We start from the raw sequence: 14400 nt of genomic DNA on the forward strand, positions 1-14400 counted from the left end.
GCCATCACCCGGTTCCCGTGGTTGACGGCGACGACCGGCCCGATCACACGGGCCGGCCGCGTTCCCTTCTTCGCGGTGGCGCCGAGAGCCGGCATGGCCCGGCCGACCGCCGGGTCCGGCAGCCGGGTGCGGGGCGTCACTTGTACTGGCCCGGCTGGTAGTGCCCGGGCGTCATACGGCAGGTCACCCCGAACCGGTTCCAGGCGTTGATGACCGTGATCGCCGCGATGAGCTGCGCCAGCTCCGCCTCCTCGAAGTGCTCGGCCGCCTGCGCGTAGACGTCGTCCGGCACGAAACCGTCCGTCAGGACCGTCACCGCCTCCGTCAGCTCCAGGGCCGCGGTCTCCTTCGCGGTGTAGAAGTGCCGGGACTCCTCCCAGGCGCTGAGCTGCACGATCCGTTCGACGCTCTCGCCCGAGGCGAGGGCGTCCTTGGTGTGCATGTCGATGCAGAACGCGCAGTGGTTGATCTGGGAGGCGCGGATCTTCACCAGCTCGTACAGCTTGTGGTCGAGGCCCTTCCGGGCGGCGGTGTCCAGCCGGACCATCGCCTTGTAGACCTCGGGCGCGTGCTTGGCCCACTCCAGCCGGGCGGGCTGCTCGGGGGCGTACTCCACGGCCTCGGTCTCGTCGGTGTGCGTCGTCATGCCCTCGATCCTAGGAAGGAAGTCACCCAGGAGTATGGTCCATTTCCATGGCAAAGCCGTGGGCCACTCTGGGCATCGACCTGCATGTGGAGCCGACCGGGCCGGGCCTGCGCCGAGGACTGACGGACGCCCTGCGCAAGGCGGTGCGCTCCGGCCGGCTGGCCCCCGGCACCCGGCTGCCCTCCTCCCGCGCGCTCGCCGCCGACCTGGGCATCGCCCGCAACACGGTCGCCGACGCCTACGCCGACCTGGTCGCCGAGGGGTGGCTCACCGCCCGGCAGGGCTCGGGCACCCGGGTCGCCGCGCGCGAGGTCGTCCCGCCGTCCGGCACGGCACCCCACCCCCGCGCCCGCACCCGCCCGGCCTACGACCTGCGCCCCGGCAGCCCCGACCTCGCCTCCTTCCCACGCGCGGAGTGGCTCAGGGCCGCCCGCCGCGCCCTCGCCGCCGCCCCGTACCACGCCCTCGACTACGGCGACCCCCGCGGCCGCCCCGAGCTGCGGGCCGCGCTCGCCGGGTACCTCTCACGGGCCCGGGGCGTGCGCGCCGAACCCGAACGGATCGTGGTGTGCGCCGGGTTCGCACACGGCCTGAAACTGCTCGGCACGGTGCTGCGGGCGCGCGGAGCGGCGCTGGTCGCGGTCGAGTCGTACGGACTCGACGCGCACCGGAACATCCTGGCCGACCGCGGCCTGGACACCGCCCCGCTGCCCTTCGACCGGCTCGGCACCGACCCGGGCGGCTTGTCCGGGGCCGACGCGCTGCTGCTCACCCCCGCCCACCAGTTCCCCATGGGCGTGCCCCTGCACCGCGACCGCCGCGCGGCCGTCGTGGACTGGGCGCGGCGCACCGGCGGGCTGGTGCTGGAGGACGACTACGACGGTGAGTTCCGCTACGACCGGCAGCCCGTCGGGGCGCTCCAGGGCCTGGACCCCGACCGGGTGGTCTACCTGGGCACCGCGAGCAAATCCCTCGCGCCGGGGCTGCGGCTGGCCTGGATGGTGCTGCCGCCGGGCCTCGCCGAGGAGGTCGCGGCGGCGAAGGGCGGCGTCGACTCCTGCGGGGCGCTGGACCAGCTGACCCTGGCCGAGTTCCTCACCTCCGGTGTCTACGACCGGCACGTCCGCGCGACCCGCCTGCGCTACCGGCGCCGCCGGGACGCCCTGGTCGCCGCCGTGACGGCCAGGGCCCCGCAGACCCGTGTCACCGGCATCGCGGCGGGTCTGCACGTCCTGCTGCGGCTGCCGCCCGGCACCGAGCAGTCGGTGATCCAGGCGGCCCACTGGCGAGGCCTCGCCCTGCACGGACTCGCCCGGTTCGGCCACCCCGACGCGCGGGTCGAGCCGCTCGACGCCCTGGTCGTCGGATACGGGACACCCCCGGACCACGCGTGGTCCGGCGCGCTGGACGCGCTGTGCGCGGTACTGCCCGGGTGACTGCGCGCACTGCACCGTCCGAGCCCCGCCCCCAGGCCCAGTGCCAGGGCCCGCTCGGGCAGCCGCATCAAGGGCGCACAGCATTCCGTACATCACAAATCGGCACCAGGGGAAGGGTCATGGGCGGGGGGTCGTGCACGCCCGTTCACAGCGATCTCTAGGCTGACCGTCTGTCGGTGCACAACGGGGAGAACCGGGGGAGACACACAGATGGCTGAGACACGGCGAAGGCTGCGTTCGAGCACGGTGGTGCTGGGCGGCATGGGCGTCCTCGCGGCGACCCTGTCCGCGTGCGGCTCCGATCCCGACCGCCGCTGTGTGGACCGCGACAGCTACGACTACCTCAACGGCTACAAGATCGTCGCCGACAAGAACTGTGCGTCCGGCGCCGCCTCCTCCGGCAAGGGCCGCAAGAAGAGCGGCACGACCAGGGCCGCCGACGCCGACTGGTACTACGACGCCGACGTCAGCGGCGGCTACGCCGAGCACGGCACCTTCAGCCGCAGCGAGGCCGTCGACCGGGGCGGCTTCGGCTGCTCCGGCTCCGGCAGCGGCGGCGGCTGACCGGGCGGACGCGAGCGATGGAACGCCGGATCACCGAGCCCCGCCCCGGCTGGCAGCAGATCGTCGAGGAACAGGGCCTGATCTACCCCCTGACCCGCTACCCCGACGACTCCCTGCGCCCCTACTGGGACGAGAGCGCGTACTACGTCTTCTCCCTGGAGGAGATCGAGGCCCTCGAGGAGGTGGTCGAGGACCTCCACCGCATGTGCCTGGCGGCGGCCGACCACATCGTCACCGCGGGCCGCTTCGCCGACCTGGGCATCACCGACCCCCGCGTGGCCGACGCGGTCGCCGAGGCCTGGCACCGCCGTGCCGAACTCCCCTCCGTCTACGGCCGTTTCGACCTCCGCTACGACGGCACCGGCCCGGCCAAGCTCCTGGAGTACAACGCCGACACCCCCACCTCACTGGTGGAGGCCGCGTCGCCCCAGTGGTTCTGGATGGAGGACCGTTTCCCCGGCGCCGACCAGTGGAACTCCCTCCACGAACGCCTCATCGACGCGTGGAAGAACCAGGCCGCCCTGCTCCCGCCCGGCAGCCCCCTCCACTTCGCGTACTCCTCCGCCGACGAACTCGGCGAGGACATGATGACGGTGGCCTACCTGAAGGAGACCGCCGAGCAGGCGGGCCTCGCCACCGACTGGATCTCCATGGAGGAGATCGGCTGGGACCGTCTCTCCGGCCGCTTCGTCGACCAGCGTCTGCGCTTCATCCGCAGCGTCTTCAAGCTCTACCCCTGGGAATGGCTCACCGCCGACCGCTTCGCCGGCCACGTCCTGGACACCCTCGACAACGGCGGCGGCACGGGCTCCACGCTGTGGATAGAACCGGCCTGGAAGATGCTCCTCAGCAACAAGGCCCTGCTGGCCGTCCTCTGGGAGCTCTACCCCGGCCACCCCAACCTCCTCCCGGCCTACCTGGACGGCCCCCGGGACCTCGCCACCACGGGCTGGGCGGCCAAGCCCCTCCTCGGGCGCGAGGGCGCCGGCGTCACGATCCACGAGCCCGGCTCCGACCCCGCCCTCCGCGACGAACCGTGCTGCTACCAGGAACTGGCGCCCCTCCCCGACTTCGACGGCAACCGCGTCGTCCTGGGCGCCTGGGTGGTGGAGAACGAGTCGGCCGGCCTGGGCATCCGCGAGTCGTCGGGCCTGATCACCGACGAGTACGCACGGTTCCTTCCCCACGTGATCCTCTGACCGGGCCGACGCCCCAGGGGGCGCGGGGCTGCGACCTATGCGGCTCCGCCGCGTGGGCGCGACCGGCCACGACGCACCCGCACCCGGCCACGCTCGCCAACCCGGCAGACGCTTCCCCGGCCCAGCCGGTAGGCTGATCGCCGGGCCGTGACTGGCGCGCTGGGATGGACGAACCATCGGGGAGCGGTCCGAAGGACGAGAGCCGTGCGCCTGGGCCGTACCGTGAACGCTGAACGCAACGTCCGGAGGTCCACACATGCCAGCCGAGCCCCTCTCCCCCGCTTCCACCGCCTACCGCGCGGCCCTCGACGTGATCCGCGCCGTCGAGCCCCGCGTGGCGGACGCCATCGGCCAGGAGGTCGCCGACCAGCGCGAGATGCTCAAGCTGATCGCCTCCGAGAACTACGCCTCCCCGGCCACGCTGCTGGCGATGGGCAACTGGTTCAGCGACAAGTACGCCGAGGGCACCATCGGCCGCCGCTTCTACGCCGGCTGCCGCAACGTCGACACCGTCGAGTCCCTCGCCGCCGAGCACGCCCGGGAACTCTTCGGCGCCCGCCACGCCTACGTCCAGCCGCACTCCGGCATCGACGCCAACCTGGTCGCCTTCTGGGCCGTCCTCGGCGCCCGCGTCGAGGTGCCCTTCCTGGAGAAGACCGGTGTCCGCCAGGTCAACGAGCTGACCGACGCCGACTGGGCCGAGCTGCGCCAGGCCTTCGGCAACCAGCGCATGCTCGGCATGTCCCTGGACGCCGGCGGCCACCTCACCCACGGCTTCCGCCCGAACATCTCCGGCAAGATGTTCGACCAGCGCTCCTACGGCACGGACCCCGCCACGGGCCTCATCGACTACGAGGCCCTGCGCGTCTCCGCCCGCGAGTTCAAGCCGCTGATCATCGTCGCCGGCTACTCCGCCTACCCCCGCCTGGTGAACTTCCGGATCATGCGCGAGATCGCCGACGAGGTCGGCGCGACGCTCATGGTCGACATGGCGCACTTCGCCGGCCTGGTCGCGGGCAAGGTCCTGACCGGCGACTTCGACCCGGTGCCGCACGCCCAGATCGTGACGACGACCACCCACAAGTCGCTGCGCGGCCCGCGCGGCGGCATGGTCCTGTGCGACGACTCGCTGAAGGACCAGGTCGACCGAGGCTGCCCGATGGTCCTCGGCGGCCCGCTGCCGCACGTCATGGCCGCCAAGGCCGTGGCCCTCGCGGAGGCCCGCCAGGAGTCCTTCCGGGACTACGCGCAGCGCATCGTCGACAACTCCCGCGCCCTCGCCGAAGGCCTCATGCGCCGGGGCGCGACCCTCGTGACCGGCGGCACGGACAACCACCTGAACCTCATCGACGTCGCCTCCTCCTACGGCCTCACCGGCCGCCAGGCCGAGGCGGCCCTGCTCGAGTCGGGCATCGTCACCAACCGCAACGCCATCCCCGCCGACCCGAACGGCGCCTGGTACACCTCCGGCATCCGCATCGGCACCCCCGCCCTGACCACCCGCGGCCTGGGCACCGCCGAGATGGACGAGGTCGCCGGCCTCATCGACCGCGTCCTGTCCACCACGGAGCCGGGCACGACCAAGTCGGGCGCCCCCTCCAAGGCGGCCCACGTGCTCGACGCCAAGATCGCCGACGAGATCTCCCAGCGCGCCACCGACCTCGTGGCCGGTTTCCCGCTGTACCCGGAGATCGACCTGGGCTGACGCCCTCGGCCCGGTCACGGGTCCAGGTCGTCAGCACCCGACGCGGCTCCTCCCGCGGCGGTCCGGCTTCCCGCCGGGCCGCCGCGCGGCGTATCGGCAGCGTGCCGCCGGCACCGGCCACGAGCCCCAGGACCCTGCCGCCACGGCCCACCGGACACCACCGCGCACCGGCACCGGGCCGGTCAGTCCGCCCCGGCCGTGCTCCGCCCCACCCCCTACGCATGGACGGGGGCAGCCCCTCCCGGGTCCTCACTCTTGTTACACCGCCGGAGCGGAACGGGGTCGCCCCTGTTCCCGACCGGTTCCGGATCGGGCCGCGAGACCTGAGAGAATGGTGTGCATGGCCTCTGACCGACCTCGCGTGCTCTCCGGGATCCAGCCCACCGCCGGCTCGTTCCACCTCGGCAACTACCTCGGCGCCGTCCGCCAGTGGGTGGCCCTCCAGGAGACCCACGACGCGTTCTACATGGTCGTCGACCTGCACGCGATCACCATCCCGCAGGACCCGAAGGACCTGCGCGCGAACACGCGCCTGGCCGCCGCCCAGCTCCTCGCGGCGGGCCTCGACCCGGACCGCTGCACGCTCTTCGTGCAGAGCCACGTCCCCGAGCACGCCCAGCTCGCCTGGATCATGAACTGCCTCACCGGTTTCGGCGAGGCCGGCCGGATGACCCAGTTCAAGGACAAGTCCGCCAAGCAGGGCGCCGAGCGCGCCTCGGTCGGCCTGTTCACGTACCCGATCCTCCAGGTCGCGGACATCCTGCTCTACCAGGCCCACGAGGTCCCGGTCGGCGAGGACCAGCGCCAGCACATCGAGCTCACCCGTGACCTCGCCACGCGCTTCAACGGCCGCTTCGGCGAGACCTTCACCCTCCCGAAGCCGTACATCCTCAAGGAGACGGCGAAGATCTACGACCTTCAGGACCCGTCGATCAAGATGAGCAAGTCGGCGTCCACGCCGAAGGGCCTCATCAACCTCCTCGACGAGCCCAAGGCCACGGCCAAGAAGGTCAAGAGCGCCGTCACCGACACGGACACGGTGATCCGCTACGACGCCGAGAACAAGCCGGGCGTCAGCAACCTGCTGACGATCTACTCGACCCTCACCGGCGAGAGCATCGGCGAGCTGGAGGCGAAGTACACCGGCAAGATGTACGGCGCGCTCAAGACCGACCTCGCCGAGATCATGGTCGACTTCGTCACGCCGTTCCGGGAGCGCACCCAGCAGTACCTGGACGACCCCGAGACGCTCGACTCGATCCTCGCCAAGGGCGCCGAGAAGGCCCGCGCGGTCGCCGCCGAGACCCTCGCGCAGGCGTACGACAAGGTCGGCTTCCTGCCCGCCAAGCACTGAAACCGCTCCCGCGCACAGCCGTACCCCCGAACAGCGCTGTACATCACTCCGGTTGCGCCTGCCCGTAACCCGGCCGTGGCCGTACAGTCGATAACCGGGTGGTCGTACCAGCGGCCACACTGACACGACAGGAGACGACGTGGGGACCGTAACGATCGGTGTCTCGATCGCGGTCCCGGAGCCTCACGGCAGCGAGCTCCAGCAGCTGCGCGCGGGCTTCGGCGACGCCGCGGCTCACGGCATCCCCACGCACGTCACCCTGCTGCCGCCGACGGAGGTCGGCGAGAGCGCCCTGTCGGCCGTCGAGGCACATCTGGCCGAGGTCGCCGCGGCCGGCCGCCCGTTCCCCATGCGGCTGTCCGGCACCGGCACCTTCCGGCCCCTGTCACCGGTGGTGTACGTCCGGGTCGTCTCGGGCGCGGAGGCCTGCACCCGGCTCCAGCAGCAGGTCCGCGACCCCGCCGGGCCGGCCGCGCGCGACCTGCAGTTCCCGTACCACCCGCACGTCACGGTGGCGCACGGCATCGACGAGGCGGCCATGGACCGCGCCTTCGAGGAACTCGCCGGCTACGAGGCCGAGTGGCCCTGCACCGGCTTCGCCCTCTACGAGCAGGGCGCCGACGGCGTCTGGCGCAAGCTCCGCGAGTTCCCCTTCGGCGGCTCCGTGGTGCCCCCGCAGGCCGGGCGGGTGGAGCGCGGCTCGGTCCCCACCCGCTGACCCGCCCGGGGTCAGACCGGCAGCCGCCGGAACACCCCGCGCGGCAGGTGCCGCAGCGCCGCCATCACCACCCGCAGCGCCCCCGGCACCCACACCGTCTCCGAGCGGCGGCGCAGGCCCAGCTCCACGGCCGTCGCGACCGCCTCGGGCGTGGTCGCGAGCGGCGCCTCGGGCAGACCGGCGGTCATCCGGGTCCGGACAAAGCCGGGGCGCACGACCATGACGTGCACGCCCGTGCCGTACAGCGCGTCACCCAGGCCCTGCGCGAAGGCGTCGAGCCCGGCCTTGCTGGAGCCGTAGATGAAGTTGGCGCGGCGGGCCCGCTCGCCCGCGACGGAGGACATCACGACCAGCGAGCCGTGCCCCTGCGACTGGAGCGAGCGGGCGCACACCAGCCCCGCCGAGACCGCGCCGGTGTAGTTGGTCTGCGCGACCCGCACCGCCGCCTCCGGCTCGCGCTCGTCGCGGGCCTGGTCGCCGAGCAGCCCGAAGGCGAGCAGCACCATGTCGATGTCGCCCTCGGCGAAGACCTTGCCGAGCACCGCCTCGTGGGAGGCCGGGTCGAGGGCGTCGAAGGCGACGGTGTGCACGTCGGCCCCGAGCCCGCGCAGCTGCCCGGCGGCCTCCTCCAGGGCGGGGGAGGGGCGGCCCGCCAGCCAGACCGTACGGGTGCGGCGGGCGACCAGCCGACGGGCGGTGGCCAGCGCGATCTCGGACGTACCGCCGAGGACGAGCAGGGACTGGGGGAGGCCGAAGGCGTCCTTCATGACAGCAGCTCCTTGAGGTTGCTCACAGACTGAGGCGGCGGGCCAGGTCGGACACGAACACCCCGCGCGGGTCCAGCTCGGCGCGCAGCTCGCGGAAGTCGTCGAGACGCGGGTACATGGTCGCGAGCAGCTCCGGTCGCAGCCGGGCGTCCTTGGCGAGGTAGACCCGCCCGCCGGCGGCGGCGACGTCCTCGTCGAGTTCGTCGAGGAACGCGCCGAGGCCGGGCAGGCCCGCCGGGATGTCCAGCGCCAGGGTCCAGCCCGGCACGGGGAAGGACAGCCAGCCCGGGTCGGACTCCCCGAAGCGCTTGAGGACGGCCAGGAAGGACGGGCAGCGGCGTTCGGAGATGCGGCGCACGATGCGGCGCAGGGCGTCCTCCCGGCCGTGGCCGACGACGAACTGGTACTGCACGAAGCCGCCGCGGCCGTAGACGCGGTTCCAGTGCGGCACGCCGTCCAGGGGGTGGAAGAAGGCGGAGATCCGCTGGAGTCGGCCGGTGCGGGCGCGGGGGGCCTTGCGGTACCAGAGTTCGTTGAACAGGCCCACGGTCGTCCGGCTGAGCAGGCCCTCGGGCAGCAGGGCGGGCGCGGCGGGCAGGCGTGAGGTGCGGAAGGCCAGCGGGTCGCGGCGCAACCGGGCCGGGAGCGCGTCCGCGGGCGCGTGGTCGCCGCGGGTGAGCACCGCGCGCCCGGTCGAGGCGCCGCGGGCCAGGAGGTCGATCCAGGCCACCGAGTAGCGGTAGCGGTGGTCGGTGGCGGCCAGCCGGGCCATCAGGTCGTCGAGGTCGGTCGCGCGCTCGGTGTCGACCGACACCAGGGAGGTCTCCACCGGCTGCAGCCGGATCGTCGCGGTGAGGATCACCCCCGTGAGGCCCATGCCGCCGGCGGTGGCGTCGAACAGGGGTGTGCCGGGGATCACCGTGCGGATCTCGCCGTCCGCGGTGAGCAGTTCGAGGGCGAGGACGTGCCGGGCGAAGGAGCCCGAGACATGGTGGTTCTTGCCGTGGATGTCGGCGCCGATCGCCCCGCCGACGGTGACGTAGCGCGTGCCGGGGGTGACCGGCACGAACCAGCCGAGCGGCAGCAGCACCTCCATCAGCCGGTGCAGGGAGACCCCCGCGTCGCACAGCACGGTCCCGCCGGCGGCGTCGATCGCGTGCACACGGTCCAGGGCCGTCATGTCGAGCACGGAGCCGCCCGCGTTCTGCGCCGCGTCCCCGTACGCCCGCCCCAGTCCCCGGGGGATGCCGCCGCGGGCCCCGCAGTCCCGGACGGCCGCCGCGGCCTCCTCGTACGTCCGTGGGCGGATCAGCCGGGCGGCGGTGGGGGCGGTGCGGCCCCAGCCCGTGACGGTGGTGTGGTCCAGGCCCATGATGTCCGGGTCGAAATCGGTGTCGGCAGACATGTCCGCGACCGTATCGCCCTACTGTGAGCGATTAGTTAGCGAACATGGCATCTCTCCCCGAAATGGGTGATTAATGGGATGTCGCCCAATATTGCCGGAGTTCAGGCCTGGTGGGCGTGAACAGTGAGTCCACATGGACGACCTCGACGACCTGCACGACATGGACCACCGGATCGTTTCGGCGCTCAGGGCGTGCGGCACCGACCCGCGCGTCGCCGGTGCCGCGCGTGCCCTGTCCTGGGCGGGGGAGCACGCGGCACTGTGGCTGGTGGCGGGGCTCGCCGGAGCCGCCGTCGACGCCGGCAGACGCGGCGTCTGGCTGCGCGGCACCGCCCTCACCGCCGGGGCGCACCTCGTCAGCATGGGGGTGAAACGGGTCGTGCGCAGGCCGCGCCCCGCGCACGTCGAGCCCCTGGTGCGCACCGCCGGCCGGCACTCCTTCCCCAGCTCGCACGCCACCTCGGCGGCGGCCGCCGCCGTCGCCTTCGGCGCCCTGGGAGCACACGCGGTCCCGCCGCTCGCCGCCGCCGTGTGCGTCTCGCGCCTCGTGGCCGGTGTCCACTACCCCTCCGACGTGGCCGCGGGCGCGGCGCTGGGCGCCCTCACGGCCCGGCTCGGCGCCCGCTGGATGCGAGGAGGCGCCCACCATGGCTGAGACGACCGTCCTGCGGCAGCGCACCCGCCAGGAGCGGCCGGCACCACCCCGCAAGGGCGGTCTCCCGGCCGGTCTCCTCAGAACCGCGCGCCCCAGACAGTGGATCAAGAACGTTCTCGTGGTCGCCGCCCCGGCCGCCGCCGGCGAGCTCTTCTCGCGGCACGCCCTGATCCGACTCGCCCTGGTCTTCGTCCTCTTCACGGCCTGCGCCGCCGCCGTCTACCTCGTCAACGACGCCCGCGACGCCGACGCCGACCGCGCCCACCCCACCAAGCGGCACCGCCCGGTCGCCGCCGGGCAGGTCCCCGTGCCCGTGGCCTACGCCGTCGGAGGAACCCTCGGCCTCCTCGCGCCCGCCGCCGCGGCCTGGCTGTGCGGTCCGGCCGTCGCCGCGCTGCTGACCGCGTACCTCGGCATGCAACTGGCCTACTGCATCAGCCTGAAGCACGTCCTCGTCGTCGATCTCGCCGTCGTCACCACGGGGTTCCTCATGCGCGCCATGGTCGGCGGACTCGCCCTCGGCATCCCGCTGTCGCGCTGGTTCCTCATCACCACCGGCTTCGGCGCGCTGTTCATGGTGTCGGCCAAGCGCTACTCGGAAGCCGTCCAGATGGCCGGAAAGGCGGGCGCCACACGGGCGTTGCTCACCGAGTACACCACCGGCTACCTCCGCTTCGTCTGGCAGCTCGCGGCCGGGGTCGCCGTCCTCGGCTACTGCCTGTGGGCCATGGAGGAGGGCGGCGTCCCGCACACCAGCGTGCTGCCCTGGCGGCAGCTGTCCATGGTCGCCTTCATCCTCGCGATCCTCCGCTACGCCGTGTTCGCCGACCGCGGCACCGCCGGCGAACCCGAGGACGTCGTCCTGCGCGACCGCGCCCTCGCCCTCATCGGTGTGGTCTGGGTGGCGATGTACGGCCTGGCAGTGGCCAATTGGTGACCACGCGCCCGGGGCGAGCCCACGTGCTCCCGTGCCGCCGGGAACTGATCGGCTTCGCCACCACCGGTCTCCTCGCCTACGCAGTCGACCTCGCCCTCTTCACGCAGCTGCGCGGCCCCGCCGGGCTCGACCCGCTCACCGCCAAGTCCGTGTCCTTCCTGGCCGCCTGCACGGTCGCCTACGCCGGCAACGCCCTCGGCACCTACCGGACCACACGACCCCGGGGCCCGCGCCCGTACGCGGTGTTCTTCGCGGTGAACCTCGCCGGAGCCTGCGTACAACTGCTCTGCCTGGCCGTCAGCCACTACGGGCTCGGCCTCACCTCGCAGCGCGCGGACACCGTCTCCGGCGGAGTCGTCGGGATGGCGCTGGCCACAGTCCTGCGGTTCTGGGGTACCCGTACATGGGTGTTCCGGGCGGAGGGCAGAGTCGGATCATGGACTGGCTGAAAAGACTCCCGGTGGTCGGGCCGTGGGCGCAGCGGCTGATGATCACCCACGTGTGGCGGTCGTACGAACGGCTGGACCGCGTGAAGTGGACGCGGCTGGCCGCCGCGATGACCTTCAGGAGTTTCGTCGCGCTGTTCCCGCTGCTGACGGTGTCCGCCACCATCGCCGCCGCCACGCTCAGCACGGAGCAGGAGGACAGGCTGCGGGACAAGGTCGCCGAGCAGGTCCCCGGCATCTCCGACCAGATGGACATCGCCGGTCTGGTGGACAACGCCGGCACGATCGGGCTCATCGCGGGCGCCCTGCTGTTCTTCACCGGGGTGAGCTGGGCCGGCTCGATGCGCGAGTGCCTGCGGGCGGTGTGGGACCTCGACGACGACGAGGAGAACCCCGCCGTGCGCTACGGCAAGGACACGGGTGTCCTGATCGGCCTCGGCGGCGCGCTGCTCGTCACCATCGCCGCCTCCGCCGTCGCCTCCGCGCTGATCGGCTGGGTCACCCGGCAACTCGGTGTCGACGAGGGCGGCTGGGGCGGGGTCCTGCTGCACGTCGTCGCGTTCCTGGTCGCCGTGCTGGCGAACTTCCTGCTGCTGCTCTACGTCCTCACGCTGCTGCCCGGCGTCGAGCCGACGCGCCACCGCCTCATCGTGGCGGCGCTGACCGGCGCCATCGGCTTCGAACTGCTGAAGCTGCTGCTCAGCGGCTATCTGCAGGGCGTGGCCGCGAAGAGCATGTACGGCGCGTTCGGGGTCCCCGTCGCGCTGCTGCTGTGGATCAACTTCACCTCGAAGCTGGTGCTGTTCTGCGCCGCCTGGACGGCGACGCGGAGCAAGCAGGACGAAGTCCCGGGTCTCACGGGCGAGTCCGACGGCGCACCAGATCCGGCAGCGGCCAGCGGCGGTTGACCAGGAACGCGCCGCCCGCGAGCAGCACCAGCACCCCGCCCGTGATGCCGAGCGCCGTCCCGATGCCGCTGGAGCCGTCCGCGGTCGGTGCGCCGGCCACCGGCTTCGCACCGGTCCCGGCCGTGCCGCCGCCGCCGTCCCCGGAGCCACCGGCCTCGCCGGAGGGGTTCGCGCCGGGCTGCGCACTGGCCCGCGCGGCGCTCCTGGGCGGCACCAGCTCGCCCACCGGCCGTACCTTCCCGGCCGCCTTGAAGCCCCAGTCGAACAGCCGGGCGGTCTCCTTGTAGACCTCGTTGTGCTCGGACTTCTCCGGGTTCATCACCGTCACCAGCAGCACCTTGCCGCCGCGCTCGGCGACACCCGTGAAGGTGGCGCCCGCGTTGGTGGTGTTGCCGTTCTTGACGCCCGCGATGCCCTCGTAGACCGGCACGTCGGAGTCGCCGGCCAGCAGCCGGTTGGTGTTCTGGATCTCGAAGGACTCGCGGACCTTCTTGCCCTTCTTGCCCTTCTTCGTCTTCCCGGGGAACTTGGCGCTGACCGTCGAGGCGTACTCGCGGAAGTCCTTCTTCTGCATCCCGGAGCGGGCGATCAGTGTCAGGTCGTACGCCGAGGAGACCTGCCCCTCGGCGTCGTAGCCGTCCGGGCTGACGACGTGCGTGTCGAGGGCCTGGAGCTCCTCGGCGTGCTCGTTCATCTCCTTGACGGTGTTCTCGACGCCGTGGTTCATGGCGGACAGCACGCGCACGGCGTCGTTGCCGGAGCGCAGGAAGACGCCCAGCCACAGATCGTGGACCGTGTACGTCTCCTCCTCCTTTATGCCGACCATGCTGGAGCCCGAACCGATGCCCGCCAGATCGGAGGGGACGACCTTGTGCTCGGTGTCCCTCGGGAACTTCGGCAGCAGCGTGTCCGCGAACAGCATCTTCAGGGTGCTCGCCGGGGCGAGGCGCCAGTGGGCGTTGTGCGCGGCCAGCACCTCGCCCGACTCGGCGTCGGCGACGATCCAGGACCGGGCGCTGACGTCCTTCGGCAGCACCGGGACGCCGCTCGCCAGATTCACCTGCGTCCCCGGCCTGCCGAGCCGGGCGCCGCCCACGCTCGACATCGACGCCGGGGGAGTGGCCGACGGGCTCGCCGAGGGACTGCCCGAAGGGCTGCCGGAGGGGCTGCTCGAAGGGCTGCCGGAGGGGCTGCTCGAAGGGCTGCCCGAGGGGCTCGGTGCGGCGACGGCGGCGGGCGCGGCCAGGGCCAGGGCCAGGGACGACAGGACGGTGGAGGTGACCAGCAGGGATCGCCTGGTGGTCTGCTGCGGAGCGGGCACGGTCGGAAACGTACATGCCGTACGGTCGGAAGTCCCGCCTCCGGCCCCACCCCGGGAACGGAACCGGACACGGCCTGGCGATACTGGGTGCATGAAGCTCAGCCGCCCCGTCTCCTGGTTCCTGCTCGCCTTCGGGGTGTGGAGCTGGGTCATCTGGATCACTTTCGTCAAGAACCTGGTCAAGGACGGCAGCGGGCTCGCCTTCGACGACGGTCGTCCCACGGCCTACTTCTGGGTGCACCTGCTGCTCGCCGTCGTTTCCTTCGTATTGGGGACGGTCATCGGGGCCATCGGGTTGCGTGGTCTGCGCGCACTGCGCCGGACGTCATAACGGCGATC

At 72.4% G+C, this 14400-nt stretch carries 15 protein-coding genes and 1 riboswitch; of the genes, 11 read left to right on the forward strand and 4 right to left on the reverse strand.

Going from position 1 to position 14400, the window contains the following annotated elements; translation table 11 throughout:
- Positions 1 to 136: 136 nt before the first annotated feature.
- Positions 137 to 646 (reverse strand): carboxymuconolactone decarboxylase family protein, encoded by a 510-nt coding sequence (locus QNO09_RS07635; protein ID WP_283969295.1) that lies wholly within the window; start codon positions 644 to 646, stop codon positions 137 to 139.
- A gap of 47 nt (positions 647 to 693) precedes the next feature.
- On the opposite strand from QNO09_RS07635, the gene pdxR reads away from it, so the two are divergent.
- From pdxR to QNO09_RS07665, 6 genes are all read left to right on the forward strand, one after another.
- A complete protein-coding gene (pdxR, locus tag QNO09_RS07640) occupies positions 694 to 2082 on the forward strand; it encodes a MocR-like pyridoxine biosynthesis transcription factor PdxR (RefSeq protein ID WP_283969296.1) in 1389 nt (462 codons plus the stop codon).
- A 210-nt stretch (positions 2083 to 2292) separates the two neighbouring features.
- On the forward strand, positions 2293 to 2646 hold the full coding sequence (locus QNO09_RS07645) for a hypothetical protein (RefSeq protein ID WP_283969297.1): 354 nt from the start codon (positions 2293 to 2295) through the stop codon (positions 2644 to 2646).
- Between the two features lie 17 nt (positions 2647 to 2663).
- Entirely contained in the window at positions 2664 to 3845 is a 1182-nt protein-coding gene (locus tag QNO09_RS07650) for a glutathionylspermidine synthase family protein (RefSeq protein WP_283969298.1), read from the forward strand.
- Between the two features lie 137 nt (positions 3846 to 3982).
- Positions 3983 to 4068: riboswitch (ZMP/ZTP riboswitch) on the forward strand.
- 33 nt (positions 4069 to 4101) lie between these two features.
- On the forward strand, positions 4102 to 5550 hold the full coding sequence (locus tag QNO09_RS07655) for a glycine hydroxymethyltransferase (protein ID WP_283969299.1): 1449 nt from the start codon (positions 4102 to 4104) through the stop codon (positions 5548 to 5550).
- A 340-nt stretch (positions 5551 to 5890) separates the two neighbouring features.
- Positions 5891 to 6904 carry a tryptophan--tRNA ligase gene (gene trpS, locus QNO09_RS07660; RefSeq protein WP_283969300.1) on the forward strand — a complete coding sequence of 338 codons (1014 nt, stop codon included), beginning with the start codon at positions 5891 to 5893 and terminating at the stop codon, positions 6902 to 6904.
- 139 nt (positions 6905 to 7043) lie between these two features.
- Positions 7044 to 7622, forward strand: a complete 579-nt coding sequence (locus QNO09_RS07665; protein WP_283969301.1) for a 2'-5' RNA ligase family protein — start codon at positions 7044 to 7046, stop codon at positions 7620 to 7622.
- Between the two features lie 11 nt (positions 7623 to 7633).
- Here QNO09_RS07665 and dprE2 read toward each other — a convergent pair whose 3' ends face one another.
- Both dprE2 and dprE1 read right to left on the reverse strand, forming a co-directional pair.
- Positions 7634 to 8389, reverse strand: coding sequence for a decaprenylphospho-beta-D-erythro-pentofuranosid-2-ulose 2-reductase (dprE2, locus tag QNO09_RS07670; RefSeq protein WP_283969302.1), 756 nt, complete (start codon positions 8387 to 8389; stop codon positions 7634 to 7636).
- Positions 8390 to 8411: 22 nt separating this feature from the next.
- A complete protein-coding gene (dprE1, locus tag QNO09_RS07675) occupies positions 8412 to 9794 on the reverse strand; it encodes a decaprenylphosphoryl-beta-D-ribose oxidase (RefSeq protein WP_283969303.1) in 1383 nt (460 codons plus the stop codon).
- Positions 9795 to 9927: 133 nt separating this feature from the next.
- Between dprE1 and QNO09_RS07680 the strand changes: the two genes are divergently transcribed.
- From QNO09_RS07680 to QNO09_RS07695, 4 genes are read left to right on the forward strand one after another with little or no spacing between them, the layout of a single operon-like run.
- A complete protein-coding gene (locus tag QNO09_RS07680) occupies positions 9928 to 10449 on the forward strand; it encodes a phosphatase PAP2 family protein (protein ID WP_283969304.1) in 522 nt (173 codons plus the stop codon).
- Complete coding sequence (locus QNO09_RS07685) at positions 10442 to 11386, forward strand: decaprenyl-phosphate phosphoribosyltransferase (protein WP_283969305.1); 945 nt, start codon at positions 10442 to 10444, stop codon at positions 11384 to 11386. Before QNO09_RS07680 ends, QNO09_RS07685 begins: the two co-directional genes overlap by 8 nt.
- A 23-nt stretch (positions 11387 to 11409) precedes the next feature.
- Positions 11410 to 11835, forward strand: a complete 426-nt coding sequence (locus tag QNO09_RS07690) for a GtrA family protein (RefSeq protein WP_283969306.1) — start codon at positions 11410 to 11412, stop codon at positions 11833 to 11835.
- On the forward strand, positions 11823 to 12740 hold the full coding sequence (locus QNO09_RS07695; RefSeq protein ID WP_283969307.1) for a YihY/virulence factor BrkB family protein: 918 nt from the start codon (positions 11823 to 11825) through the stop codon (positions 12738 to 12740). Before QNO09_RS07690 ends, QNO09_RS07695 begins: the two co-directional genes overlap by 13 nt.
- Here QNO09_RS07695 and QNO09_RS07700 read toward each other — a convergent pair.
- Entirely contained in the window at positions 12688 to 14061 is a 1374-nt protein-coding gene (locus tag QNO09_RS07700; protein ID WP_349636951.1) for a D-alanyl-D-alanine carboxypeptidase family protein, read from the reverse strand. The two genes, QNO09_RS07695 and QNO09_RS07700, sit on opposite strands and share 53 nt — an antisense overlap.
- 91 nt (positions 14062 to 14152) lie before the next feature.
- Between QNO09_RS07700 and QNO09_RS07705 the strand changes: the two genes are divergently transcribed.
- A complete protein-coding gene (locus QNO09_RS07705) occupies positions 14153 to 14392 on the forward strand; it encodes an SCO4848 family membrane protein (RefSeq protein ID WP_003992504.1) in 240 nt (79 codons plus the stop codon).
- The last annotated feature ends 8 nt before the right edge of the window (positions 14393 to 14400 follow it).

The sequence above is a fragment of the Streptomyces sp. 378 genome (assembly GCF_030124145.1).
In the GTDB taxonomy this organism is placed as follows: domain Bacteria; phylum Actinomycetota; class Actinomycetes; order Streptomycetales; family Streptomycetaceae; genus Streptomyces.

Coding starts and splice junctions, on each gene's coding strand:
- QNO09_RS07635 (WP_283969295.1), bottom strand. CDS start 646: ATGACGACGCACACCGACGAGACCGAGGCCGTGGAGTACGCCCCCGAG.
- pdxR (WP_283969296.1), top strand. CDS start 694: ATGGCAAAGCCGTGGGCCACTCTGGGCATCGACCTGCATGTGGAGCCG.
- QNO09_RS07645 (WP_283969297.1), top strand. CDS start 2,293: ATGGCTGAGACACGGCGAAGGCTGCGTTCGAGCACGGTGGTGCTGGGC.
- QNO09_RS07650 (WP_283969298.1), top strand. CDS start 2,664: ATGGAACGCCGGATCACCGAGCCCCGCCCCGGCTGGCAGCAGATCGTC.
- QNO09_RS07655 (WP_283969299.1), top strand. CDS start 4,102: ATGCCAGCCGAGCCCCTCTCCCCCGCTTCCACCGCCTACCGCGCGGCC.
- trpS (WP_283969300.1), top strand. CDS start 5,891: ATGGCCTCTGACCGACCTCGCGTGCTCTCCGGGATCCAGCCCACCGCC.
- dprE2 (WP_283969302.1), bottom strand. CDS start 8,389: ATGAAGGACGCCTTCGGCCTCCCCCAGTCCCTGCTCGTCCTCGGCGGT.
- dprE1 (WP_283969303.1), bottom strand. CDS start 9,794: ATGTCTGCCGACACCGATTTCGACCCGGACATCATGGGCCTGGACCAC.
- QNO09_RS07680 (WP_283969304.1), top strand. CDS start 9,928: ATGGACGACCTCGACGACCTGCACGACATGGACCACCGGATCGTTTCG.
- QNO09_RS07685 (WP_283969305.1), top strand. CDS start 10,442: ATGGCTGAGACGACCGTCCTGCGGCAGCGCACCCGCCAGGAGCGGCCG.
- QNO09_RS07695 (WP_283969307.1), top strand. CDS start 11,823: ATGGACTGGCTGAAAAGACTCCCGGTGGTCGGGCCGTGGGCGCAGCGG.
- QNO09_RS07705 (WP_003992504.1), top strand. CDS start 14,153: ATGAAGCTCAGCCGCCCCGTCTCCTGGTTCCTGCTCGCCTTCGGGGTG.